The sequence below is a fragment of the Priestia sp. TRM10 genome (assembly GCF_057808375.1).
This window is the reverse complement of the sequence record NZ_JBJZOT010000002.1, coordinates 690,228-714,367: the sequence shown is the minus strand read 5'-3', so window position 1 is coordinate 714,367 and position 24,140 is coordinate 690,228. Positions and strand designations below refer to the sequence as shown.

Here is a 24,140-nt window from a genome sequence, read left to right as displayed (position 1 = left end):
TACATGTACCTTGTATAAAATAAAAGAGTTGTTTGGATAAAAAGAAGGCTTGAGCCGTATGACGGGAAATCTGTCACGTACGGTTCTTAGGGGGGAGGGCACTCGTGAGAGTGCCTTCCTACCCGACTTAACGAGAAATACATATAATATACAGTCTGAAAAATGAGCACACTACTGATCCCTGTTCAGTAGTGTGCTCACTTTGGGTAATAGAGATTTAATGTATGAATCCTAAGGAGGCCTCTTGGGTAGATTGATCAAGTTTTTATTTGTTATCCGATAAATCATTCATTAATTTAAAAGAACAGGTAATAATATATTTAAAAATATGGTTTAAGGAAGGAATTTTATGTATCAGTATAGTAGAAAAAAGACTTTTTCTTTAGCAATGATAATCATTCCCTGGTTAACAGTCCCTTTCATGGGAAAGAAAGCATTTTTTAGGTTTTTACCTGTGGCAAGTTTTATTAATTTATTTTTGAGTTTACTTAGCCTTAAGGCAAATAAGAGAAGATGGTGGATGAATAAAAATCCTTTATCTCCTGGTTCTGTAGATTTTTCGTATATATTAGGGCCTTACTATGTAGCTACACTATGGATATTTAAACTAACATACGGGAATTTCCCTAAATATTTACTTACTAACATGATATTAGACTTTATTAATGCCTTTCCTTTTGCTTCTATTTGGGAAAAGGTTGGAATATTTAAATTTCAAAAAATGAAACATCTTACATGGTATTTCATATGCGTATGCTTGGCAGTTCTTATTTACGGATATCAATATTTAGTAGAACGGGCAATTAGACAAACAAATAATGCTCAGCCTAAGTTATAAGGGACTTTTACTTAATTATTAGTTTGTTTATGGATCAAAGTAGGATGATTTATTTAAAAGGATCTTCAATCTAAAGATCCTTTTTTTGATGCTAATAAAAGGTGTTATGTAAATTAGGTTATATATGTTATATATTTTCGATTTAACGTTTTAACTCTCATACTATGTTAACCTTCTGCTCTTACTTTATCTGCTTGAATATCTTTTTGACTCTGCACTGCTTCAAAAGAAACCTTTTGTCCTTTTTTTAAACTTTTGAAACCATTCCCTTCAACAGCTCTAAAATGAACAAAAAGATCTGGGCCATCCTCTGGTGTAATAAAACCAAATCCTTTTTCATCATTAAACCACTTAACTGTGCCATTTTGTCTTTCTGCCATGTAATAATCCCTCTTAATTTATCAATATTTTTCTGATTTTAAGATGGTGAAAATGGGTTTATTATTGTGTTAAAGAAATTAACCCTCTTTTCTTAATATTTTATACTACATACCCCTTCTTCACTAACAGAGGAAGGGGTTTTTTAAATTCATAAAATCCATATATATCTTACTGATTAATTGTTCGTAAAACTATAACTAATAGGAGTTAGTTTAATTTTAAATACAAATAATTGGATATATCTGTTATTATTATTTTTTTAGTAAAAATACAATAACTTATAGTGTCGAACAAGGATACTCCATAGGGAGACAATCATTATTAAAAATACAAGCTGAAAAGAGTGATGACAACTTTCTAATACAAGTGGGCGGTAGTATTTTTGTTATAGCAGAAGGTGAGGGGATATAAATTCCTATTCGATTAACAGATGCAATTTAGTTGCACATAGTTAATTCTAGTTTTAAACGACTTTTTTTCCTGGTTATGAGGCAAATAAGTACAGGTCTTTAAAAATTAAATGTCTATTTTAAAACACCATTCAAATTATTTGGACGGTGTTTTAAGTGTTTATAAGGGTAAAATTAAACAACTTTATTTATACAAAACAATAAACATTGATTTCAAATTCATTGTCCTAGTTTAAATAAATGTTGTATTACTTGTTACTTTGTTATAAACGTCCGTAAAAGTATATTTTAACGAACGTTTTTTAGGGATAAGATAAAGACTTTAATAGATTGCAATTTAAGACACTGAAAAACTGCATTTGCTAAAGACTAAGATAACTGTGCAGTTTATGGACGAGATTAGAATGAAGAAAGTGAAGGAATACGAGGGTGTTAAGTAACAATGGAGTTGTTTAATAAACGCCAGTCATGCTATCCCACAATTGAACCATTTAATGTAATGAGAAGCCCAATACAAAACTGGATATGAGACATATTTTATTCCACAATGGGAAAACTTGTTGTAGAGGTGAAAGCATTGAAAGATGAAAGGAAAGACGCGCATAACTATTGTCATTATGTAATGAAAAATGAGACAGATAAATCGTTAAAAGTAATTTGGACTGGTGACATAGAAGATGAACCCAAAATAATAATACTAGAACCTGAACAGGAAAGTGAAGGAATAAAATCTACGGACATGAGAGGGGGAGGAAAAGACACTGAGTTCCGTTATCATATCTATAAAATTAATCAAGATGGTTCAGAATTAGATTGTGGTAGCCATAGAATGAAAATTGAACTCGGTGAATTTTCTTTGTGTAACACATCATTTTTGGATATACTTGTAAAAGCAGAAGGGCCTAATGCGGTCGCGATTACATCAGAAGGTATTATTGGCGGGGAGAGCAGAACACCTTACGCAGTACATTTAAAAAGTATTAATCTTAGGGAATGGATTAAATAAACGAAAAAGGGCAATGAGCCCAGCGATTAAACAACTATATTTTAACTCTGTCCTACATTTAGATGGGACTTATCATTATAAAAAAACCTTTTGCCAATGCTGGGTAAAGAGGATTCTTTTTATTATAGGGAATTCAACAATAATTAGTTATCATAAAATATGTTCGAGGAAGTAAAAAAGCACAAACCTGTTGATTACCAACGAGTTTGTGCTTTTTCTTTTTACATAGTTATACTTTTATGGAGGGGAGGGTTAATTTATAGAAAATAAAAAGCACTTTGTTCATTGTTTTATGTTTTAGTATCGCCCTTGCCCTGATTAGGATCGTTATTGGACTTCTTCACTATTTGATTTAATTCCCCTGTATCTCCTTTTGCATTGATGATTTCAATTATTTGATTTAACCCTTCGTTCATTTGATCATCATTATCTCTCATCATCTAACCTCCTTATAAGGTTACTATTATCATTTTCCACTTTATTATGAATTATGTTTCTGATTGGATAATATCAAAGTAAAGTTTATTTCACTGTAACTCTTAACATAAGTTATTATGGTCATATTCAAAGCCACATGAAATAAACGTTCTTATTAACTACATGCCGCAAATGCTTGGAATCTTGATACTGTCCCCTGATTGTTAGATTGTGTCTAACAATCAGGGGACAGTTCACACCCGAGGAATCTCTTTTCATTCAAATATTATTCTTGATAGTTGTTCTCTCATATATTTTTCAATAATGGGTATATTACTCTTTGATATATTAAAGAGGAGGTTGTTTATATGAAAGATAAAACAAAGATTCGATTAACTGCTGCAGAAATGTCTAGCTTATGGTTTCAATATATAAATGACACGCTAGCAGTCTGCGTGAATAAATATTTCTTAGAAAAGGTGGAAGATACGGAAGTACGTCCTATTATTGAATGGACATTACATATAGCAAAAAACAACCTTTCAATGATGGAGGATATTTTCACAAAAGAAAAGTTCCCTATCCCTATTGGATTTACGGATCAGGATGTAAATCTACAAGCTCCCAAACTCTTTTCTGATACATTTATCTTAATATATTTACAACACATGGCTATTCTTGCAATGAGATCGAACAATGCTGCATTAGGCCTAGCAACTCGACCTGATGTGGTTACTTTTCATAAAAGGGTGTTAAATGCAGGTGTTGATGGGCTGGATAAAACACGAGAATTAATGTTAAAGCAAGGTACCTATGTAAGACCCCCTTATATATCTACTCCCGACGAAGTGGATTTTGTAGAAAAGCAACATTTTTTAGGTGGATTTTTTGGAAAACAAAGATCGATTACTTCAATGGAAATCACTCATTTATTTTTTAATATTCAAACGAATGCCATTGGAAAAGCCCTTATAACAGGATTTGCTCAAACTTCCCAAAATAAAGAAGTGAAACAATATTTGTTAAGGGGAAAGCACCTTTCTCAAAAATATATAGAGATATTTAGCGACTTTTTAGTAAAAGAAGACTTACCTGCTCCAATGGCGTGGGATTCGGCTGTATCAGATAGTACAACAAGTGTTTTTTCTGACAAGCTCATCATGTTTCATGTATCGGCGATGATTGCAGCAGGGATCGGAAATTTTGGAATGGCGATAGCAACAAGTCCAAGAAGAGATTTAGGATTAAAATATGAGTCATTAATTCCGGAAATTTCACTTTACGCTGAAGATGGAGCCAACATTATGATTAAAAATGGATGGATGGAGGAACCTCCACAGGCAGATGACCGAGAAAATCTGACGAAGGGTTAGAATGATGGGGCGAATGAAAAAGCAACGTTATTATGGAGCATTGCTCTTCTTGGTTTCGGTCAGTTTTGGAATGGCAAATATACAAAAAGGTTATTTTAATCAAACTTTATTAAAAAGTAACAAGTAAAACAAGCGTAAACCCATTGAGCAAAAACAGGTTTACGCTTTTTCTTTTCCTATATGTATGTATACTTTTACGGACGTTATGTTTTTCTATTTTATGGAATATGCAAAATGTGGTAAGTTTAAATGGAAGATTAGTGGTGTGTGGTTACATTTCTAATCAAGAAATAGGGAGGACATACAAATGAAAAAAGTGTTGGTTTTTATTACAGATGGTTTTGCTGATTGGGAAGCAAGTTATGTGACCGCAGAGTTAAATAAACCGGGAATAGGATTCCAAGTTCAGACAATTGCAATTGACAAGGATCCTAAAATTTCAATGGGTGGATTGACTGTTCTCCCGGATTATAGCTTACAAGACTTTTCCCTCAAATTAGAGTTTGTGATGTTAATTATTCCTGGTGGAACTGGGTGAAGAGAAGAAAAAAATCATCAGGTAAAGAAGCTTGTGAATTTTTGTTTTGGAAATAACATCCCAGTTGCAGCGATTTGTGATGCAACTACCTTTTTAGGGGATTACGGATTTCTTGATCATCATAAACATACAGGTAATTCGTTACCTTATTTAAAAGAGGGAGCACCTAATTATCAAGGCGATGAAAAATATATAGACGAACAATCTGTTAGTGATGGTTGTCTAATTACAGCTAATGGAAGTGGAGCATTAGAATTTTCGAGAGATATTTTAAGTAAATTAAGCGTTTTAGAAGGTAAAGAACTAACAGAATGGTATAGTTTATTTAAAAAGGTTTTATCAAAAGTTAGTTACATAGAAATATGGCGTTCATCAATGAAGTTGTCTCTGTAAATTGACAAGGAATAGGTCCTTTTTAGGGATACTGAGATAGACCCCAACCTAAAATAACACCTTTATAGGACTCAAATTTTACACTTAGTGGAGCATGCTTGGCAAACTAGAAGATAAATGTAAAATCAGGGTCTATATTTGTTTGTATTCTTTGCAATAACTAGTATACGCTTGCTTAAATACAACACGGAGCTTCATAATAATTATAGCTTTTTAGGGGAAGTAAAAGCTTTTGATAAATGAATTAAAAGATTATGAAAGGGTACACATTGTATTCGGGGATTCATAAAAATGGCCCTTAAAGATATGAGAAAGGGTCAAACAGACAAGATAATATCGTTTTCAGACATATTTTCTATTGGACCTGTTTGGAAATTAAATGATTATATTGGTTTAAAAAAACGATATGACTGGTTAGAGAATCATCTTATTTATGAGGAAGACGAGGAAATCGAGAGAGGGCTAAAACGTTTTAAAGACACACTGGTAGAAATTGATTCAATCCCTCTTTCTATGCCTATCACTATATGGGCAGAAGAAAATTCTCATGAACAAACGGGATTACGATTTGTTCTTAATCTATTAAAAGAAAAGAGTAACAAAATTTATTATATAAACTCTAATCTAGCCTATGAACTTTTATATAAAAGTAAAAAAATTGATTATCAATTACTTTATACAGGTGAACTAACCCCTGAGAAGTTAAAAGGTTTATACGAAAATAATTATTGTAAGGACTTGTTATCCTCTGAGGAAAGAAGACAGTTAGCAAAAGAGTGGGAAACGTTGTCTAATACCCAAGAAGTACTTAGAGTATGGGGTGATAGTAAAATACAAAGTGTAGATGACAATTATTATAACGATTATATTATCAATAAGGCTCAATATTTACATAATGATCAAAGAATCAAAAAATTTATGAAATCAGCAAGGCTAATAGGCGAAGTAACCGGACATTTACAACAATATCATGGAGATGCTTTTTTTGAATATAGAGTGAGACAATTAATTATGAATGGTGTTTTTGAAATACAAGGAGTCCTAAAACTATGAGGTTTTATAGTGTAAAACTTCGTTAATCATCTCTACTATCGGACATGGTCGGGGAACAACACAAGTAGAAATAATTTAAATTTTATACTTCCCAAAATGCTATGTAATATATATCTTTAGTTTACATAATGTTGATTATAAGAAATAAATATGACAGATCTACCTTAAAGGTATTTTTTAATAATCTAGTATGATAATGTGAAGGTGAATTACATTATTTGGTTTCTTTGCACCTAAGGTTTCCTTATAATGAGGAAGGATGCATGTATTAATGAGCAAAACCGAGATCAAAGACATGCTTAATAATCTGATTGAATATGAAGACTGCACGATTATACATACTATCCCTGGTTTAATGGAATTATGTTATTGCAAAGAATCTAGCGCTTTTCAAGTTACTACATTTGCTGACGGGAATGTTTTCTCATATTATGATGTAGAGGCTGCTTCGGATGCATTATATAGAGCTTTAAATCCTGATAAAAAAGAAGACTTTTAATGGGGTCTTCTTTTTTGTATACGGTAGGTAAAATTAGTTTATATAAGCTAAATTCTAGGAAGATATAAAACAAAGGGAGGGCTTTATAAATAACGGGTTTAGTTTTGGAGTAGAAAAACTTAATTCAGACACAAATTAGCTCCTTAATTAGTAATTTAACTGATAACAAATTTACACTAGAAATTGTTTATTTGAACCTTTTGAATATTTAGGATAGCTATAGAAGCTTTTAAATATGTATTTGAAAGAGGGTTTTATATTTGTTTTTTGTTCAAATGTCAGGTTTCCCTGGTGCTGGAAAGTCAACTCTAGCTAAACAGATCGCTAAAAAACAGGAGCTGTTATTATTGACCACGATATTGTAAAGTCTTCACTCTTAAAAGATATTGAAGAACTACCTATTGATGCAAAATTGGCTGGGAAAATATCATACAATATTGATTGGTCATTAATAGAATTTCTTTTATCTCAAGGACAGGCAGTTATATTTGATAGTCCTTGTTTGTATGAAGAAATGGTTGAGAAGGGTACTGACCTTTCAAAAAAATATAATGTTAAATATAAATATGTTGAATGTTACCTTGAAGATAGTGATGAAATAAATTTTAGATTGAGGAATCGTGACAGAATGGTTAGACAAATAAAGGAGATATATTCTGAAGAAGCTTTTAAATGGACTATTAAAAACAGTAAAAAGCCTTCTGGTTATAAATGTTTAGTAGTTGATACGAGAGAGCCACTAGAAAATTATCTTCCAACTGTTATAAGTTACATTAGGGAATAGTTCTTACTCATGTTAAAGATCTTAAAAACAAACAAATTATTAGACCAAAGGTTCTTTTTTATCGCAGGTAATTTAGAGAAAATAAGTTCACATAAAGATCTTATCAGAAGTAAAAAAGCGTAAAACTATTGAGTGACAAATGTTTTACGCTTTTTGCTTTCCACTTAGTTATACTTTTACGGACGCTTTGTTTGATTCTATGTTCAACATAATTTAACTGAATCATATTTCACTTAATTAAAAAATTTGTATTTGTTTTCTAATATTTTTACATTTTGTCCAATGAAAGAGATACTATACACTACTATGATTAAATTAACAGAATATTTAATCATTTAATAATTGAAAGGGATTTTTTGATGGTAGTGAAAAAAGAAATTAAAACAGTAAAGAACTTTATTAATGGTCGATGGTTGGAATTAGCTAGTCAAAAAAATGAATAATTCCGAAAGGGGTATGTTTATGAAAGCTGACGTTGTATTGATAAATGGAGAAGTTATTACAGTAGATCAAAAGAATACAGTAGTCGAAGCTGTGGGAGTAAAAGATAATCGTATCATAGTTGTCGGTTCAAATCAGGAGGTCAAGAGTTTTATAGGAGAAGAAACAAATATAATAGATCTACAAGGAAAAACGATTCTTCCTGGATTCATTGATTCTCATATTCACCTTATTTTATATGGAGTTAATCAGTTAGCGGTAAGTTGTAAAGCTGAACATATGGACTCTATTGAGTCTTTGTTAGATGACTTGAGGAAGAAATCCCTAGAAACTCCAAAAGGGAAATGGATACGTGCGTGGGGCTTCAATGAAACCGTTGTGAAGGAAAAGCGTTATCCAACGATCGCTGAGCTTGATGTAATTTCAACAGAACATCCCATTATTGTATCTCGTACTTGTAGCCATATAAGCGTGGTGAATAGCAAAGCGTTAGAAATTGCGCAAATTCACGAAAATACACCGGATCCTAATGGGGGAGTTATTGAAAAGAATCAGGAAGGAAGGCTTACAGGAAGGTTAATTGAAGCAGCAAATATGGCAATGAACGAGGTTGCGAGTTATACAGAGAGTGAACTAATGAAAGCTGTGAAAATTGCATCAGATCATTTCATTGCAGCAGGTATAACAAGTATACATGAGGCAGGTGGATATGGCTCTGAAAGTTACCGTTTACTGCAGCAAGCTGTAATGAGTAAGGATATTCGTGTCCGTATATATGCAATGATAGGGGCGTTAAATAACTCCCATGAATTCGTTAATAAAATGGTCGAAGCCGGTGTAGTAACTGGTACAGGAGATGAGAGATTCAAAGTTGGACCAGCAAAATTATTTATAGATGGGAGTAGCACCGGACCTACAATTGCAACTCGCAAGCCATACTCTAGTGATTCTGGTAATTCTGGCATTCTTTATTATAGTGAGGAAGAAATCTACGAAGTTTTAGGTGAGGCCCATAAAAAAGGTTATCAAATAACTGTACATGCACAAGGGGATAAAGCCATTGAAATGTATTTAAATTGTGTAGAAAAGGCGTTAAAGGACTCACCAAGAAAAAATCATCGCCACCGGATTGAACATGCGGGGATTTCGTCACCAGATTTACAAGAGAGAATGAAAAAACTCCAGGTTATTCCTATTCCGAATCCTTCATTTCCTTATGAATTTGGGGAGATATATGTCCAACACTATGGTGAGCGTGTCAATCACATGTATGCTGTTCGTGATTTTATCGATAGTGGTATCATGACAGCAGGTGGATCGGATGCGCCAGTTACTGATTATGATCCTTTATTAGGAATTCACGTTGCTGTTAATAGAAAAAGTCAGTCCGGAATGGAGATTGGTGATAATCAATCTATCAGCGTAATGGAAGCCATTAGACTATTTACTTGGAATGGCGCTTATGCGAGTTTTGATGAAGAGAAAAAAGGAAGTATAGAGGTCGGAAAGTTGGCGGATTTAGTTATATTAAATGATAGCATTTTACGTGTCAATCCAAATCAAATTAAAGATTTAAAAGTAGAAACAACGATTATTGATGGCGAGATTATCTATCAGAGAGGGAATTTAATAAAAATCTAACAAGGCATTAATTATTCCCTACGTAATTTTGACAATATCGACTAACCACCAAGGAGGTATAATTTGAAAGCTATTAAACTTTTACTTTTCATCCCGTTTATTGGATTTTTGGGTTTCTTGCCATTTGCAAATAAAATTGAACCTTACGTATTGGGCATGCCTTTTCTATTATTTTGGGTTGCATTTTGGATGGTGCTTTCCTCTATTATTTTAACAATTGTATATAGGTTTGATCCTGATAACAAAGGTTGTGATGTAGAATGAATATGCCATTACTTATTATTTTTATTTTCCTAGTTCTAGCCCTTTATTTAGGCATACAAGCAAGAAAAGGGAAGGACATGAATATGGAACAATTTTCGATAGGAGGCAGAGGTTTTGGAACATTTTTTGTTTTCCTACTAATCGCGGGTGAAATTTATACGACGTTTACATTTCTAGGTGGAAGTGGATGGGCCTACTCAAAAGGAGCAGCTGCTTATTATGTTCCTGCATATATTTTTTTAGCCTATGTACTTTCTTATTGGTTATTGCCAAAAATTTGGAGATATTCTAAAGAACATTCTATTATCTCCCAGCCTGATTATTTTGCTTCTAAATATGGAAGTCGTACAATGGGGATTATAGTGGCTATTTTAGGAAGTTTGGCCCTTATACCTTATATCGTCATACAAATTAAGGGATTAGGAATAATTGTTTCAGAAACTTCTTACGGGGTTATTTCACCAGTTTTCGCGAGTATTATAGGTGCCATCGTTGTTACTACTTATGTAATGATATCAGGTATCCATGGCTCTGCTTGGACTGCTATAGTTAAAGATTTTATGATTTTGATAGTTGTTATATTTTTAGGTATATATATTCCTTTTCACTACTTTGGAGGGATTCAGCCAATGTTTGAGACCGTTCAGGCTGTTAAACCTGAAATGTTTACATTGTCAGACAAAGGGTTAAGTCAATCCTGGTTTATCTCCACTGTTTTGTTACAAGCCGTAGGTTTTTATTTATTACCTCAAACTTTCATGGTGGTCTTATCATCAAATGGAGAAAAAACGCTTCGTAAAAATGCGATTGCTTTACCTTTATACACCTTGTTACTACTGTTTGTCTTTTTCATAGGTTTTGCAGCTATTGTGCAAATTCCAGGTTTGAAAGGAGCTGATGGAGATCTTTCTCTTTTAAGATTATCAGTTCAAACCTTTGATCCATGGATAATTGGCTTGATTGGGGCAGCTGGCTTACTAACGGCTTTAGTGCCAGCTTCCGTTATGCTAATGGCTGCATCAGTTGGATTAACAAACAGTTTTTACAAAACTCTGGTACCGGAAGCTACGGAGAAACAGCAACTAATTGTCTCAAGACTAATTATTATTGGTCTATCTGTCGTCGCTTTAATAGTAACTATCACAGGCGGAGACGCATTAGCTATTTTGAATATCATGTCATATAGTTTAATTACTCAATTAGCACCAGCGTTGTTTTTTAGCTTACCTAAGAACAATATTATTAATAAGTATGGAGCAATTGCAGGAATTATTTCAGGGGTGCTTATAGTTTTATATGCGACAATTTCAGGCGTAAAGATTGCTACGTTTCTGCCAAATGTGCCACATATAATTAATGACATTAGTACAGGTATTATAGCTTTATTAATAAATTTAATAGTAACGTTTATTATAAGTATATTTACTAAAAATATAGCTATTCATGGTAAGCAAACGAAAGGAGTTAAATTTAATCCTTTTTTATGAAATAAAGCTCCTGTTATTTCAAATTAATTGAAAGTTACGCCTATGTATGTGATATATAAGACTCGTTAACGTAAACCATGTTATCGGCACATAGAAGGACCTTATTCGAATCAAATAGGGTTCTTTTCTCTTTTTATTAAGGATTAGGAACTCTAACAAAGGTTCCTAAACCAGCTATTTGTTTTTCTATAGAACCACCTAATTTTCTTATTAATAACACAGCCCCAATAGAATGATCAAAGCGAGTCACATTCCAATTTAGGTTTACCAAATAACTAGCACCTCTCTGGTGAATATTCTTAAGCCTTTGAAGAGGTTTAGTTTGTATTAGTTCAGCCAAAATAGGGACCAAATTAAAAGAGCCTTAAATAGAATCATAAATTTTCATAAAACTACGTTCATTATACTACCTTACGCATACGAAATTTAAGGACTAGTACATATATAAAACCACTTACTACCATTAGAAATCCATTCGCACATGTAAAAATCCCTAAAATAGCGCCTCCGTAAGCAGCTCCTTCTCCAGTTTCCCCTTGTTCAAGATGTTGAAAATGAAAGAGCAAACTGCCACTTAAAAATCCAATGATAGGGGACAAGAGCATGATAGAGAGTCCCCATAAAACAAATCGCCAGCGCGATCGTTCCAAAAAAATAAAAGAGCAAATGTTTAATATAAAGATAATACAAATGAAAACAGCTAAAATAAAATTTTCCATTTTCTCTCTCCTTATCTATAGATATATAATTTTTGGCGAGATTCGTCCTAAAAAGTTTTAAAAATTTATCTTTTTTACGAAAAAGGATTAACAGAGATGCTATAATGAACATTAATCTTCTATGATAAGGCTTACATAATAGTTCCACTATTATAAAGAAAGTGAGGGGGAAGAACATATGTAGGTTAAATTTTTAGAATATTTAGTCTTTTAAAGGTGGATTTCTAAGTTTTCTGTTTTATATACAAAGGGGGATTTGGGTCGTGCTGTCGATGTTAGGTTTTTGTATGATTGCTACTTTTCTTTTTCTCGTTATTTTTAAAAAGCTTTCAGTTGTTGTTGCATTTGTGTTTGTAGCTGTTGCTTTTGCTCTAATTGGGGGATTTGGGGCAAACATGGGCGAGATGATGATGGACGGGATTATAACTGTCGCGCCAACAGCGGTTATGATTGTTTTTGCTATTTTATACTTTGGATTAATGATTGATGTAGGGCTATTTGATCCAATGGTTTCTCGTATTCTTACGTTTGTAAAAGGAGATCCGCTGAAGGTTGTAATGGCAACAGCTATTATTACAATCATTGTTGGGCTTGATGGAGACGGTTCGTCTACTTTTATGATTACAATTTCAGCCATGCTCCCTCTTTATAAACGTTTAGGGATGAATCGACTTATCTTAGCTTGTGTTGTTGCATTAGCAGCGGGCGTTATGAACATTATTCCTTGGGGAGGACCTTTAGTGCGAGCTTCTGCAAGCCTTGGGGTTGAAGTATCGGATCTATTTATCCCGCTTATTCCTGTGATGATTTCAGGCCTTTTATGGACGCTCTTTTCTGCTTATATACTTGGCAAAAAAGAACGTGATCGCTTAGGCGTTATTAATCTAGAAACAACCCAAGCAAAAGGTCTCGCAGAACAAGCTGTAGCGGCTGAAAAAGGGGGAACAGGCCTATTTTGGTTTAATTTATTGCTTACATTAACGCTTATGGTTCTTTTAGTTATGGAAGTATTGCCAATTCAAATTTTATTTGCGATTGCTTTTACTATCGCTCTATTTGTCAATTTTCCAAATCCAAAAGAGCAGCAAGAAAGAATTTTGAGTCATGCTCATAGCTTTGTTACAATCAGTACTCTTGTGTTTGCAGCAGGTATTTTTATCGGTGTTTTCAGCGGTACAAAAATGATGGATGCTATGGCAAATTCTATTGTTTCAATTGTTCCGGATTGGTTAGGACCGCACTTGGCATTAGTTGTAGCTCTAACAAGTCTTCCGCTTAACTTTATTTTTTCTCCTGATGCGTACTATTTTGGAATTTTGCCGATTTTAAGCGAAACAGCAGCAAACTTTGGCGTAAATCCAGCAGAAGTGGGGAGAGCTGCTCTTTTAGGACATTCAACTGTAGGCTTTCCTTTATCTCCTCTTGTTCCAGCAACATTTATTTTAATCGGACTTGTAGGGGTGGATTTTGGAGAACATCAAAAATTCTTGTTAAAATGGGCAATCGGAACAACTGTAGTTATGACGGTAATAGCTGTTTTAACAGGAGCTATTCCATTTTAAAAAAACAAAAAGCGACGATGACTTTTATCATCGTCGCTTTTTGTTTGCGAAAGAATTTACATTTCACTATATTATACTAACGCTAATATTCCATTTAAATCTTGATAAATATAATGTGGTTTCTGATCCAATTCTTCAATTGGAGAACGTGCTCTGTTAATCCATACAGTTTGAAATCCAAAGCTTTTGGCTCCAGATATATCCCAACCGTTTGATGATAAGAAAAGGATTTCTTCGCGTTTCAAATTAAGCATATTTAACGCATGCGTGTAGGAGGCGGGTGTTGGTTTGTACTGCTTAATGTCATCAACGCTAATTGTCATATCAAGGCATCGAGCTATGGAAGGGTTTTCAATAAGTGGTTCTAGCATATCCCGTGAGCCATTAGAGAAAACAACGAGCTTTTTATGCTCAAGCTTTTGTAAAACATCTTCTACCTCTGGATAAGGGGTGAGCTCCTTATACGTTTCCCTTAATATTGTGATCTCTTCTTTGGTATAGGAGATATCAAGTTGATTTAGTGCATATTTTAATGATTGTAACGTTATCTCGGAAAAAGGTTTATATTGACCCATAAGCTGTCGTAAAAAAGAATATTCTATTTGTTTTTGGCGCCATAATGTACTAATTTCTTTTCCTTTTTCTTTAAATAGTGTGTCACACTTTGTTTTAACCGAATGAACATCAAACAATGTACCATATACATCGAAAATTAGCCCTTTAACTGAAGAACTCACTTCTCTTCCTCCTTGTTAACATAAAGCAACTTATATAGTACATTACACGTTTAGTTTTACAATGAAATAAAGATGAATTTTATGTTGTAAACATGGCAACTAGGTGGTTTTGAGACAGAAGAAGATGGGAAAGGTATTTGTAAGCGTTAACAAAAATATAACTCTCTTTTTATAAGGGAGATTACAGAATTTGAAATAAAGAAAAGAAAGAAGAAGGAATACGGCATCAGAGCAAGAATAAACTAAGAATCTTTACTAAACTTTTTGCAGAAAATAAACAAGAGTAGTTTTTATTAGTTTTTTTTCTAAAGAAAAGGGTAAATAAAAAACAAGTCGGAAAATGTCTTTATTGTAACAATTTTGTCATATAAAAATCGTTTGATTTTTAACTTCAATCAAAAATTCTCTCATAATACGTAATAAATAGAGAAATAGTAAATAAATTTCATAAAAAGAGAGAAAATCCTTTTCTTTTTTTAAAAGATGTTGTAATATAAGTGTAACAAAAGTAATATAAAACAAATTTACGTTACATAAAGATATGAACTTAAAATTGAGGAGTGATTTAGAAATGAAGAAAATTGGACTAGTATTATCATCAATCGCAATGTTTTTTGCTCTAAGTACAGGAGCTACAGCACAGACAAATTCTCAAACACTAACAAATGCAAATGCGATTAAAATCGCCGCTAGCGCCAGCGATCATTTCTGGAATGCCCTACACGGTTATAAAAAAACACCATGTACACAAGGCACATTTAACTATAAAGGAACACCGTACACATACCTTTGCCCAGAATTTGATACTAAAGCAGAATTAACAAACTACTTATCTGAAACATTTACAAATAACGCAGTTGAAAAAGGATTAACAAAATACAGCTACATCACATACAATGGCAAACTTGCTCACCCAGTTGGCGATGGATTCAGCATGCTAGAGTGGACAAAATCGAAAGCAAAACTTGTTTATCAAACATCAACAGTTCGTTCTTATGAGTTTACAGTTCCAACAGTTGATGGAGCAACTGTAAAACGTACTGTAACATTCTACAAAGCGGGAACACAATGGAAAGTAAATAAATTTGATGCAGTTCAATAAAATAGAAAAAAGCAACTTGCTATAGAAGCAAGTTGCTTTTTTTATTTATAGAGATTTAAATAAGAACTTTATCACTTATGCTTTTATACAGAGTCTCTAAAATTGAATTTCTCTAAACTGTTTTGGAGTTAAGCTTGTATGTTTTTTAAAGGTTGTCATAAAGTGGGTGTCACTATTAAATCCAGCTTCAATCGAAATTTCTTTAATAGATATGTTTGTGTTTTGAAGTAACTTTTTAGCATAGTTGATTCGGAAGTTGATAATGTACTCATATGGTGAGAATCCAGTGTACTTTTTAAATACACGGGAAAAATGGAAAGGAGTTAAGTGAACATACTGAGCTAACTCTTTTAGGTTAATCTCTTTTGTAAAGTGATTTTCAATATATGAAATAGCGTGTTTGATTACTCTTTCTTGAATATCCGTTGTTTCGTGTGTGACTTCATTTAATTCATACATGATTTTATGAATATTCATAGAGATTAGATGTTCATTAATATTGGCTTTTTCCGCCATGCGGACAATTTGATTCATGCATTCTGGAATTACAAAATTGTTTTTAATTGAAAATATACAGCCGCTTTTTTCAAAGAGTAAATTAAAGTAATGCTCACTAGATATGCTTGAGAAATGAAACCATTCAAAAAATACATCTTCATTTGCCTGATACATATGGGGTTGACAGCAGTTAAGAAAAACAAGCGTATCTTTTGGGGCTTGAAACTCCTGGTTTTGGTATCGAATTGTCATTGATCCTTTTTTGATTAACATCATTAGGTAGTTATTATAATGCTCTCTTTCTATAAAATATGTATTGTTACAGTAGAATAGCCCGGAGTCATGCAAACAGTAAAGGGCATTTTTTGCAAACTCGCTCGGGATATGAAAGAAGATTTCAGATTGATTTAATACACCTTTTTCAATGATTTTCATATTCGTTCTCCTTCTAATAGAAATAATGTTATTTTCATTATAATGTAGATCTATTAAATGTTTGAAAACGCTTCCTTTGATGGCAATATTGTTAAGTTACTAAGCAATATAACTTAGTGTATTTGTGTTTTTATTATAATAAAATGAATTTACAGAAAGCAATAAGTGAAAGCAATATTCCAAAAAAGGGGAGATACATATGAAAGAAATTAGAATAGGACTTGTTGGTGCTGGATGGATGGGGAAGGCTCACACTAATGCATTTTTAAACGCACTAATGCTGTTTGGACCACAAGCAGGAAAACCTGTTTTTGAAGTTGTTGCAGATGTAAACATTGAAGCAGCGAAAACAGCATGCGAGAAATTAGGTTTTGCAAGATGGGCAAATAATTGGCAAGAAGTTGTGACAGATCCAAATGTGGATGTCATTGATATTGCGACACCAAATGCTTTTCACTACGAAGTAGCAAAAGTAGCGTTAGAAAATGGTAAACATGTATATTGTGAAAAACCACTAACGCTTTCTGCAGAGGAGTCTAAAACATTAGCCGAGCTTGCTAAGCAAAAAGGCGTTGTCAATTATGTTGGTTACAATAACGTAATGAATCCTGCAAACGCTTATATTAAAGAACTTGTTTCTTCCGGAAAATTAGGTAAGATTATGAGATTCTCTGGAACATATGATCAAGACGGCCTGCTAGACCCGACATTGCCGATCACATGGCGTCATATTAACAAACATTCTGGAAGCGGTGCTCTTGGAGATCTTGGTTCTCACTTACTTAGCGTTTCTCAGTTTATCCTTGGTGATATTAGCCGTGTAAACGCTTTATCAAAAATTGTTATTCCACAAAGACCCGTACAAGCTGGTTCAACAGAGTTAGCGGATGTAGAAAATGATGACTTGATTACGATTCTTGCCGAGTATAAAAACGGGGCAGTTGGTACAATCGGAGCAAGCCGCGTTGCAACAGGGCGTAAAAACTACTTAACGTTTGAAATTCAAGGTACAAAAGGTTCTGTTTTCTATTCACTAGAGAGAATGAACGAAGTGAATGTTTATTTTGCATCTGATGATAGCGCTGACAGAGGATTTAGAACCGTATTCCTTGGACCAGATCACAAAGGTTACAGTGCATTCTATCCAGCATCAGGAATTGCAATTGGATACAATGACATGAAAGTTTTAGAAGTACATGAGCTGCTTGCTGCCATTTCAGAAGGTAGACCATATGCATGCGATTTTGAATTTGGTTGGAAAATTGATGAGATTGTAAGCGCTGTTTTAAAATCTGCTTCAGAACAATCGTGGGTAGACGTTCAAACATTAGTAGAAGTGAAATAAAGGAGGAGAAATAAAATGGAAGTTAAAGTTGGTACAGCACCAGATTCTTGGGGAGTATGGTTTCCAGAAAACGAGAAGCAAATTGATTGGGAAAGATGTATGAATGAAATGGCGGAATCAGGATATCAAGGTATTGAATTAGGGCCATGGGGATATCTTCCGAATGAGTATGAGAAGTTAAAAAATGAACTTGAAAAAAGGAATCTCGAATTGACGGCAACAACACTTGTAGGAGATCTTATGTCTGAAGAAAAAACAAGAGAGATGATGGATCTACTAGATGAGATGGCTAAACTTCAGCTCCGATTTGAAAGTGCAAAATATGTTGTTTTAATTGATGACTGCTACACAGACCTTTTTACAGGTGAACTAGTAAGACCGCGAACATTGAACGAGGCTCAGTGGAGTAATTTTGTAAATAACATTCTGAAGATACGCGATTATGCAAAAATACAGCATGGCCTAGAAGTTGTATTCCACCCACATGCTCAAAGTCATATCGAAACAGAAGAACAAATCGAGCGTCTTTTAGATGATACGGATATTAATCTCTGCCTTGATACAGGTCATCATGCCTATGCAGATGGAGATCCTGTGGCATTTATGAAAAAACACCACAAAAGAATACCTTACTTACATGTAAAGAGTTGTGATTTAAAAATACGAGAAAAAATGCAGAGAGAAAATTGGCCGTTCGCTAAAGCAGTAAGCAATGATATTATGTGTGAGCCAGAATTAGGTGTTGTTGATATGAAAGCATTTGTAGAAGTGTTAGAAAGCATTGACTTCAAAGGTTGGGCAATTGTAGAACAGGATATGTATCCTGCCCCATTTGACAAACCGTTCCCGATTGCGAAAAGAACGAGAGAATACTTAAAAGTTATGGGCATGAGTTAATGTATCGGAGCCTATGAAATAGGCTCCTTCCTATACCTATTACATGTTTAAAATAAATATTAGCTTTAAAAAGGGGATATGTAGAAGCGCATTTACGACTGCTAACGAGATAAAGAGATAGATAAAATCAATATTACTAAAAGGGGATTTTAACTATGCGAAATGTCAAGGTTTCCGAGGAATCAATTCAAGTAAAAGTTCCTGAGAAAAAAGATCCTCGAAAGTTTTTAACATTAGTCATTATTGTATCGACTTTTGGGGGGTTATTGTTTGGATATGATACAGGAGTTGTAAATGGAGCACTTCCTTTTATGGCCCAACCTGATCAGTTAAATCTTACAGCTTTTACTGAGGGAATAGTAGCAAGTTCTTTAGTATTAGGGGCTGCTTTTGGTTCACTCTTTGGTGGTCGTTTATCAGATAATAAAGGACGCCGCAAAAGCCTTATGTATCTTTCCATTCTTTTCTTCTTTTCTACACTTGGTTGTGTATTTTCATCAAACTTAGCTGTCATTGTATTTTTTCGTTTTCTATTAGGCCTAGCTGTTGGTGGCGCTTCTGTTATTGTTCCATCATATCTTGCTGAAATGTCTCCTGCCGATAGGCGTGGTAGAATGGTAACTCAAAACGAATTGATGATTGTAACAGGACAGTTTCTTGCTTTTGTAATTAACGCTGTTATTGGAAATGCTTTTGGAGACACAGGGCATGTATGGCGCTATATGTTAGTTATTGCTGCATTACCAGCCATTGCCTTATGGATTGGAGTAGCCGTTCTACCTGAAAGTCCGCGCTGGTTAGCAGCAAAAGGGAAACTAGGAGATGCACTGCAAGTCCTTCAAAAAATTCGTAAAGAAGGGCATGCACAACAAGAATTGAATGATATTAATCGATATATTGAAGAAGAGCGAAAAATAGAAAAGATTAGATTCAAAGATTTAAATACGCCATGGATTCGCCGTATTGTATTCCTTGGGATTGGCATTGGTGTCATTTCACAATTTACAGGTATAAACTCTATTATGTACTATGGAACCAAAATCCTTCAAGATTCCGGTTTTGGAACAAAAGCAGCTTTAATTGGCAATGTAGCTAATGGATTGATTGCGGTTATTGCATGCATTATTGGGATGTCGTTGATGAATAAAGTAAATAGACGTACAATGTTTCTAGTTGGCTTAACAGGCGTAACTCTATCTCTTATTTTGATTGGTATTTCTTCTATTATCCTTGAAGGATCTTCAATACTGCCATATATCACATTATCTTTAACAGTTGTTTATTTAGCTTTTTATCAAGGGGCAGTTGGCCCATTAACATGGTTAATGCTTTCTGAAATTTTCCCTATTCGCTTACGTGGTCTTGGCATGGGAATTGCTGTTTTATGTTTATGGCTTGCAAACTTCTTAGTTGGATTGTTTTTCCCTGTTTTACTTAGCGGGGTAGGAATTTCCGTAACATTTTTCGTATTTGCTGTTTTTGGTATTATCGGTTTAACCGTGATTGCTAAGTTTTTGCCAGAAACAAGAGGACTATCATTAGAACAAATTGAGCGTAATTTTAAAAAGGTGTAAGAACCAAAAATATAAAGAAACGAATGCTATATTTGTAAGCGCTTCAAAAAAAGAGAATCAACAAGTTTAAAAGTCAGAAATTTCATTTAACTAAATTGAGCGTATAGAAATAAAAAGTCTAACACCTCTTTATGATGGTTGTTAGGCTTTTTTATTTTCTGAATTTACAAGAATAAGAGTATACTAATAGAAGCAAGAGACATCTTCAAAAAATACATAGCTAAAGTTGAAAGGAATGGGGAACTAGTGATGATTTATTTAATCGCTGTTTTACTTGTATTATGTCTGGCCATTGTATCATTTATCAACTTTCATCCTGTATTTGGAGGAAGTGTAAAGAAAGAACAAAAGGATAATTATAGTAGCCTCAATAATTATCAAAATGGAAGATTTATGAATTTAGTACCAACGAATGAGAATATGGGTGTTGGTGATATGTTCTCTATGCTTAAAGATTCTTTTAGGAATAGAGAAGAGCGCAAACCGAATCGAAACCTCCCTATTGTTGAGGTTGATTGGAATAAAGTCAACAGTGAAAAAGATAGTTTAACTTGGTTTGGTCACTCTGCTTTTTTACTTAGTATTGATGGTAAGAAACTGCTCGTCGATCCAATGTTAGGTTCCGTGGCTTCACCAGTTTCGTTTGTAGGAAGTAAACGTTATAGCCAAGATACATTAACAATTATTGAGAGATTACCTCGTATTGATGCTGTCCTTCTTACTCATGACCATTATGACCATCTTGATTATCCGTCAATCCGAAAGTTAAAGAATAAAGTGGAACATTTCTTTGTTCCTCTCGGTGTTAGCCCACACCTTCTTCGATGGGGCATTGTCAAAGAAAAAATCACTGAACTGAATTGGTGGGAGGAAAGGGAGTTCAAGGGCTTAACAGTAGCGCTAACACCATCAAAACACTTTTCAGGAAGAGGAGTTTTTAATCGAAACACGACTCTATGGGGAGGATGGGTCGTTCTTGGACAAAAAACACGTTTTTATACGAGTGGAGACGGGGGATATGATGAACATTTTAAAGAAATAGGAAAAAAATATGGACCGTTTGATATGACCTTAATGGAAGGTGGCCAATATGATCAACGCTGGTCTGATATTCATATGAAGCCTGAAGAATCTGTGCAAGCTAATATCGATGTAGGTGGAAAGCGGATGATGTTAATCCATTGGGGAGCTTTTACGCTTGCTTTTCATCCTTGGACAGAACCTGTCGAGCGGGCCTTAATAGAAGCACAAAAAGAGGATGTGAATATGGTAGTTCCTAAGATTGGAGAAACTGTTGAATTAACAGGAGAGGTATTACATTCATCTTCAGTTTGGTGGAGAATGTAAATAAGGTTAACTTTCATATGCAAATTTACCATAAAATTATTATGTTAACTAAAAACGATATAAAAAAAAGTAGAAGAAACAAAAAGGATCCTATTTTTACAAATGAAATAGTATCAAAGTTTTGGGAAATAAAAAATATAAATAATTAAAAACCATCCTTATAATGTCATTCATATGAGGATGGTTTTTACATAAATCATTAGTTATTCATTTCAAGAAGAAATTTATAACCGCATGCCTAATCCCAACTTTTAGCATAGTCTTGAATTAAAGAAATGATACTTTCCATCGCTGGAGACACCCATTTATCTTTATGATAAGCAATAAATGTAGAAACACCGTACTGTTCACCTTGAATTAATGTCCCATTTAAAAGTCCCTCTTGAAGCTCGTTTTTTACTGTGAAGTAGGGTAACAGTGAAGTACCAAGTCCACTAATAACACATTGTTTAATCGTTTCGACACTGGCGAAATCAACGCTATTGTCCACTTCAATATGATGATCTTCGATATAATCGTCAAAAATTTTTTTATAAGCACACGTTCGCTCTGTATATAGAACGGTTTTACTGTTTCCTTTGTTTTTTAAAGGGGTAAGTAACATCATTGCTTCCCCCTTAATTTTTTTAAAATATAAATCCTTTGCGGTCCAATCATCTTTTTCTAATATTAATGCTACATCGATATTCCCTTGTTGAAGCTCAGCGGTAATATTTCGATGATCAACAGACTTGATGGATAGATTTACATTAGGGTATTTTTTATTATATTGGAGCAATATTTGCGGTAAGCGACATGTTGTGATAGCTTCTGTTGCTCCAATCGTTAAATCTCCTATAGGTTCATGATTTTGATGGGCTCGTTCTTTGATTTCTGTGTAAAGGTTAATAATTCTGATTGCATAGGGAAAGAACTGTTTACCGAAAGTAGTAAGAACTATCCGTTTCCCTAAACGATCGAATAAAGGTTGGTTAAGCTCAGCTTCTAACTCTTTAATATGATTTGTAACAGATGATTGAGCATACCCAAGTTCATCAGCTGCTTTTTTGAATCCTTCTTTCTCTACAATTGTTTTAAATGTGACAAGCTGTCGAAGCTCCATAGCCTCTAACTCCTTCTTCATTCAGTTTTACTGAACGTTTTATTCATTTATATCTATTTTACTAAATTCATTAGGTTCATTACAATATAATTGTATTTAGCTTCACTAGTTGATGAAGTTTTTAATCTAAAGAAATATATAAATGAGAAGAGGGAGTTTTAGCTATGAAAAATATAAAAAAACTATTTGAGGGTGTTACATTAGGGAATACTCTGCTAGATAACCGGGTTGGAGTAGCTCCGATGACTCGTACAAGCGCTACTGCAAAAGGGCTAGTAACAAATGAAATGATTTCTTACTATACTTCTTTTGCAAAGGGAGGATTTGGTCTCATTATTACGGAAGGAACGTATACTGATCATCAATACAGTCAGTGTTATTTTTATCAGCCTGGTATGATTGATGAAGAACAAGAAAAAACATGGAAACAACTCGTTGACTCTGTTCATGAAGAAGGAGCAAAAATTTTCATGCAGTTAGAACACACAGGACCGCTTTCACAAGGAAATCGTTTTGTTGAAGGGACAATTGCTCCGTCCTCTGTCCAGCCTAAAGGAGAACAGCTTGAATTTTACGGAGGAAAAGGGCCGTTTCCTCTTCCGAAAGAAGCAACAAAAGAAGAGATTAAAGAAGTAATAAACGGATTTGTTCATTCAGCCAAACGCGCTCAGTCTGTTGGTTTTGATGGAGTAGAAATTCATGGAGCCAATGGTTATTTATTAGATGCTTTTCTAACTGATTATACAAATCATCGTAAGGACGAGTATGGAGGATCTACAGAAAATCGAGTTCGATTGTTAGTGGAAATAGCAAAAGCGGTAAGAGAAGAAGTAGGACCAAACTTTACGGTAGGCATTAGAATTTCACAAAGTAAAGTCAATGACTATGAACATAGATGGGTCGGAAAAGAGAAGGATGCTAAAATCATCTTTGGTCAATTAGGGCAATCTGGCTTAGATTATATTCATGTTACAGAGCACCGTGCCCAACAACCAGCTTTTAATACAAGCGATTTATCTCTTGCCGCTTTGGCAAAAAAGTATGGAGGCATTCCAGTGATTGCAAATGGTCATCTAGAAGATCCTTTAGTAGCAAGTGAAATGATAGAAAGAGGAGAAGCGGATGTCATCACATTAGGAAAAGGAGCGCTTGCTAACCACGATTGGGTTCAAAAAGTAAGAAATGGCGAACAACTAAGAGAGTTTAATCAAGAAGAAATTTTAAGACCTAATGCAAAAATTAAAGAATTTGAAATATAGGTCTTCTATAAATTATCCTTTCTTAAAAAGCTGATTCC

Annotated in this window: 22 protein-coding genes and 3 pseudogenes; 17 read left to right on the top strand and 8 right to left on the bottom strand. The window is 34.0% G+C overall.

Annotated features, from left to right (window positions below; all coding sequences use genetic code 11):
* On the bottom strand, nucleotides 1–150 hold a 150-nt coding region (locus tag ACK3CR_RS03610), incomplete at its 3' end, for a CD1375 family protein (RefSeq protein WP_488974808.1).
* A 199-nt stretch (nucleotides 151–349) separates the two neighbouring features.
* Between ACK3CR_RS03610 and ACK3CR_RS03605 the strand changes: the two genes are divergently transcribed.
* On the top strand, nucleotides 350–838 hold the full coding sequence (locus ACK3CR_RS03605) for a hypothetical protein (protein WP_243520048.1): 489 nt from the start codon (nucleotides 350–352) through the stop codon (nucleotides 836–838).
* Nucleotides 839–1,005: 167 nt separating this feature from the next.
* Here ACK3CR_RS03605 and ACK3CR_RS03600 read toward each other — a convergent pair whose 3' ends face one another.
* Nucleotides 1,006–1,218, bottom strand: coding sequence for a cold-shock protein (locus tag ACK3CR_RS03600; protein ID WP_488974790.1), 213 nt, complete (start codon nucleotides 1,216–1,218; stop codon nucleotides 1,006–1,008).
* Between the two features lie 988 nt (nucleotides 1,219–2,206).
* Between ACK3CR_RS03600 and ACK3CR_RS03595 the strand changes: the two genes are divergently transcribed.
* Nucleotides 2,207–2,635, top strand: a complete 429-nt coding sequence (locus tag ACK3CR_RS03595) for a hypothetical protein (protein ID WP_488974789.1) — start codon at nucleotides 2,207–2,209, stop codon at nucleotides 2,633–2,635.
* A gap of 290 nt (nucleotides 2,636–2,925) precedes the next feature.
* Here the strand turns inward: ACK3CR_RS03595 and ACK3CR_RS03590 are convergent, their stop codons facing one another.
* On the bottom strand, nucleotides 2,926–3,075 hold the full coding sequence (locus tag ACK3CR_RS03590; protein ID WP_328123818.1) for a hypothetical protein: 150 nt from the start codon (nucleotides 3,073–3,075) through the stop codon (nucleotides 2,926–2,928).
* Between the two features lie 345 nt (nucleotides 3,076–3,420).
* Between ACK3CR_RS03590 and ACK3CR_RS03585 the strand changes: the two genes are divergently transcribed.
* The 8 genes and pseudogenes from ACK3CR_RS03585 to ACK3CR_RS03550 all read left to right on the top strand — a co-directional run bounded on the left by ACK3CR_RS03585 (nucleotide 3,421) and on the right by ACK3CR_RS03550 (nucleotide 11,525).
* Nucleotides 3,421–4,425 carry a DUF3231 family protein gene (locus ACK3CR_RS03585; RefSeq protein ID WP_488974788.1) on the top strand — a complete coding sequence of 335 codons (1,005 nt, stop codon included), beginning with the start codon at nucleotides 3,421–3,423 and terminating at the stop codon, nucleotides 4,423–4,425.
* Between the two features lie 307 nt (nucleotides 4,426–4,732).
* Nucleotides 4,733–5,356: pseudogene (locus ACK3CR_RS03580) on the top strand (type 1 glutamine amidotransferase family protein).
* 291 nt (nucleotides 5,357–5,647) lie between these two features.
* Nucleotides 5,648–6,409: a DUF1835 domain-containing protein gene (locus ACK3CR_RS03575; RefSeq protein WP_488974787.1), complete on the top strand. Its 762-nt coding sequence runs from the start codon at nucleotides 5,648–5,650 to the stop codon at nucleotides 6,407–6,409.
* Between the two features lie 271 nt (nucleotides 6,410–6,680).
* The gene (locus ACK3CR_RS03570) at nucleotides 6,681–6,908 is read left to right on the top strand and encodes a hypothetical protein (protein ID WP_488974786.1); all 228 of its coding nucleotides are present in this window, start codon (nucleotides 6,681–6,683) and stop codon (nucleotides 6,906–6,908) included.
* 260 nt (nucleotides 6,909–7,168) lie between these two features.
* A pseudogene (locus ACK3CR_RS03565) lies at nucleotides 7,169–7,692 on the top strand (P-loop nucleotide/nucleoside kinase family protein).
* A 462-nt stretch (nucleotides 7,693–8,154) separates the two neighbouring features.
* On the top strand, nucleotides 8,155–9,774 hold the full coding sequence (locus ACK3CR_RS03560) for an amidohydrolase (protein ID WP_488974785.1): 1,620 nt from the start codon (nucleotides 8,155–8,157) through the stop codon (nucleotides 9,772–9,774).
* Between the two features lie 63 nt (nucleotides 9,775–9,837).
* Nucleotides 9,838–10,038: a DUF3311 domain-containing protein gene (locus ACK3CR_RS03555; protein ID WP_243520060.1), complete on the top strand. Its 201-nt coding sequence runs from the start codon at nucleotides 9,838–9,840 to the stop codon at nucleotides 10,036–10,038.
* On the top strand, nucleotides 10,035–11,525 hold the full coding sequence (locus tag ACK3CR_RS03550; protein ID WP_488974784.1) for a sodium:solute symporter family protein: 1,491 nt from the start codon (nucleotides 10,035–10,037) through the stop codon (nucleotides 11,523–11,525). Before ACK3CR_RS03555 ends, ACK3CR_RS03550 begins: the two co-directional genes overlap by 4 nt.
* A gap of 166 nt (nucleotides 11,526–11,691) precedes the next feature.
* Here the strand turns inward: ACK3CR_RS03550 and ACK3CR_RS03545 are convergent.
* Together ACK3CR_RS03545 and ACK3CR_RS03540 are read right to left on the bottom strand one after the other, a co-directional pair.
* Nucleotides 11,692–11,877: pseudogene (locus ACK3CR_RS03545) on the bottom strand (HD domain-containing protein); the annotation flags it as partial.
* 49 nt (nucleotides 11,878–11,926) lie between these two features.
* Nucleotides 11,927–12,244: an inner-membrane translocator gene (locus ACK3CR_RS03540; RefSeq protein WP_488974783.1), complete on the bottom strand. Its 318-nt coding sequence runs from the start codon at nucleotides 12,242–12,244 to the stop codon at nucleotides 11,927–11,929.
* A 263-nt stretch (nucleotides 12,245–12,507) separates the two neighbouring features.
* Between ACK3CR_RS03540 and ACK3CR_RS03535 the strand changes: the two genes are divergently transcribed.
* The gene (locus ACK3CR_RS03535) at nucleotides 12,508–13,806 is read left to right on the top strand and encodes a CitMHS family transporter (RefSeq protein ID WP_488974782.1); all 1,299 of its coding nucleotides are present in this window, start codon (nucleotides 12,508–12,510) and stop codon (nucleotides 13,804–13,806) included.
* Between the two features lie 71 nt (nucleotides 13,807–13,877).
* Here the strand turns inward: ACK3CR_RS03535 and ACK3CR_RS03530 are convergent, their stop codons facing one another.
* Nucleotides 13,878–14,543: a haloacid dehalogenase type II gene (locus tag ACK3CR_RS03530; protein WP_488974781.1), complete on the bottom strand. Its 666-nt coding sequence runs from the start codon at nucleotides 14,541–14,543 to the stop codon at nucleotides 13,878–13,880.
* Between the two features lie 571 nt (nucleotides 14,544–15,114).
* Here ACK3CR_RS03530 and ACK3CR_RS03525 point away from each other — a divergent pair.
* Entirely contained in the window at nucleotides 15,115–15,645 is a 531-nt protein-coding gene (locus tag ACK3CR_RS03525; RefSeq protein ID WP_328123804.1) for a DL-endopeptidase inhibitor IseA, read from the top strand.
* Between the two features lie 96 nt (nucleotides 15,646–15,741).
* Here ACK3CR_RS03525 and ACK3CR_RS03520 read toward each other — a convergent pair whose 3' ends face one another.
* A complete protein-coding gene (locus ACK3CR_RS03520) occupies nucleotides 15,742–16,578 on the bottom strand; it encodes an AraC family transcriptional regulator (RefSeq protein WP_488974780.1) in 837 nt (278 codons plus the stop codon).
* A gap of 199 nt (nucleotides 16,579–16,777) precedes the next feature.
* On the opposite strand from ACK3CR_RS03520, the gene ACK3CR_RS03515 reads away from it, so the two are divergent.
* The 4 genes from ACK3CR_RS03515 to ACK3CR_RS03500 all read left to right on the top strand — a co-directional run bounded on the left by ACK3CR_RS03515 (nucleotide 16,778) and on the right by ACK3CR_RS03500 (nucleotide 21,741).
* On the top strand, nucleotides 16,778–17,923 hold the full coding sequence (locus tag ACK3CR_RS03515) for a Gfo/Idh/MocA family protein (protein ID WP_268586006.1): 1,146 nt from the start codon (nucleotides 16,778–16,780) through the stop codon (nucleotides 17,921–17,923).
* Between the two features lie 15 nt (nucleotides 17,924–17,938).
* The gene (locus ACK3CR_RS03510; protein WP_268586005.1) at nucleotides 17,939–18,820 is read left to right on the top strand and encodes a sugar phosphate isomerase/epimerase family protein; all 882 of its coding nucleotides are present in this window, start codon (nucleotides 17,939–17,941) and stop codon (nucleotides 18,818–18,820) included.
* Between the two features lie 155 nt (nucleotides 18,821–18,975).
* Nucleotides 18,976–20,394 carry a sugar porter family MFS transporter gene (locus ACK3CR_RS03505; protein ID WP_488974779.1) on the top strand — a complete coding sequence of 473 codons (1,419 nt, stop codon included), beginning with the start codon at nucleotides 18,976–18,978 and terminating at the stop codon, nucleotides 20,392–20,394.
* A 249-nt stretch (nucleotides 20,395–20,643) separates the two neighbouring features.
* Nucleotides 20,644–21,741, top strand: a complete 1,098-nt coding sequence (locus tag ACK3CR_RS03500; RefSeq protein ID WP_328123802.1) for an MBL fold metallo-hydrolase — start codon at nucleotides 20,644–20,646, stop codon at nucleotides 21,739–21,741.
* Nucleotides 21,742–21,979: 238 nt separating this feature from the next.
* On the opposite strand, the gene ACK3CR_RS03495 is transcribed toward ACK3CR_RS03500, so the two are convergent.
* Entirely contained in the window at nucleotides 21,980–22,843 is an 864-nt protein-coding gene (locus ACK3CR_RS03495; protein ID WP_243520085.1) for a LysR family transcriptional regulator, read from the bottom strand.
* Between the two features lie 164 nt (nucleotides 22,844–23,007).
* Between ACK3CR_RS03495 and ACK3CR_RS03490 the strand changes: the two genes are divergently transcribed.
* Nucleotides 23,008–24,102, top strand: a complete 1,095-nt coding sequence (locus tag ACK3CR_RS03490) for an NADH:flavin oxidoreductase (protein WP_243520087.1) — start codon at nucleotides 23,008–23,010, stop codon at nucleotides 24,100–24,102.
* Nucleotides 24,103–24,140: the final 38 nt, after the last annotated feature.

What these genes read in the sequence shown, in the direction of transcription:
- ACK3CR_RS03560 (WP_488974785.1), top strand. Translation starts at nt 8,155, where the DNA reads ATGAAAGCTGACGTTGTATTGATAAATGGAGAAGTTATTACAGTAGAT.
- ACK3CR_RS03550 (WP_488974784.1), top strand. Translation starts at nt 10,035, where the DNA reads ATGAATATGCCATTACTTATTATTTTTATTTTCCTAGTTCTAGCCCTT.
- ACK3CR_RS03540 (WP_488974783.1), bottom strand. Translation starts at nt 12,244, where the DNA reads ATGGAAAATTTTATTTTAGCTGTTTTCATTTGTATTATCTTTATATTA.
- ACK3CR_RS03495 (WP_243520085.1), bottom strand. Translation starts at nt 22,843, where the DNA reads ATGGAGCTTCGACAGCTTGTCACATTTAAAACAATTGTAGAGAAAGAA.
- ACK3CR_RS03575 (WP_488974787.1), top strand. Translation starts at nt 5,648, where the DNA reads ATGGCCCTTAAAGATATGAGAAAGGGTCAAACAGACAAGATAATATCG.
- ACK3CR_RS03510 (WP_268586005.1), top strand. Translation starts at nt 17,939, where the DNA reads ATGGAAGTTAAAGTTGGTACAGCACCAGATTCTTGGGGAGTATGGTTT.
- ACK3CR_RS03600 (WP_488974790.1), bottom strand. Translation starts at nt 1,218, where the DNA reads ATGGCAGAAAGACAAAATGGCACAGTTAAGTGGTTTAATGATGAAAAA.
- ACK3CR_RS03570 (WP_488974786.1), top strand. Translation starts at nt 6,681, where the DNA reads ATGAGCAAAACCGAGATCAAAGACATGCTTAATAATCTGATTGAATAT.
- ACK3CR_RS03585 (WP_488974788.1), top strand. Translation starts at nt 3,421, where the DNA reads ATGAAAGATAAAACAAAGATTCGATTAACTGCTGCAGAAATGTCTAGC.
- ACK3CR_RS03605 (WP_243520048.1), top strand. Translation starts at nt 350, where the DNA reads ATGTATCAGTATAGTAGAAAAAAGACTTTTTCTTTAGCAATGATAATC.
- ACK3CR_RS03500 (WP_328123802.1), top strand. Translation starts at nt 20,644, where the DNA reads ATGATTTATTTAATCGCTGTTTTACTTGTATTATGTCTGGCCATTGTA.
- ACK3CR_RS03505 (WP_488974779.1), top strand. Translation starts at nt 18,976, where the DNA reads ATGCGAAATGTCAAGGTTTCCGAGGAATCAATTCAAGTAAAAGTTCCT.
- ACK3CR_RS03525 (WP_328123804.1), top strand. Translation starts at nt 15,115, where the DNA reads ATGAAGAAAATTGGACTAGTATTATCATCAATCGCAATGTTTTTTGCT.
- ACK3CR_RS03490 (WP_243520087.1), top strand. Translation starts at nt 23,008, where the DNA reads ATGAAAAATATAAAAAAACTATTTGAGGGTGTTACATTAGGGAATACT.
- ACK3CR_RS03515 (WP_268586006.1), top strand. Translation starts at nt 16,778, where the DNA reads ATGAAAGAAATTAGAATAGGACTTGTTGGTGCTGGATGGATGGGGAAG.
- ACK3CR_RS03590 (WP_328123818.1), bottom strand. Translation starts at nt 3,075, where the DNA reads ATGATGAGAGATAATGATGATCAAATGAACGAAGGGTTAAATCAAATA.
- ACK3CR_RS03520 (WP_488974780.1), bottom strand. Translation starts at nt 16,578, where the DNA reads ATGAAAATCATTGAAAAAGGTGTATTAAATCAATCTGAAATCTTCTTT.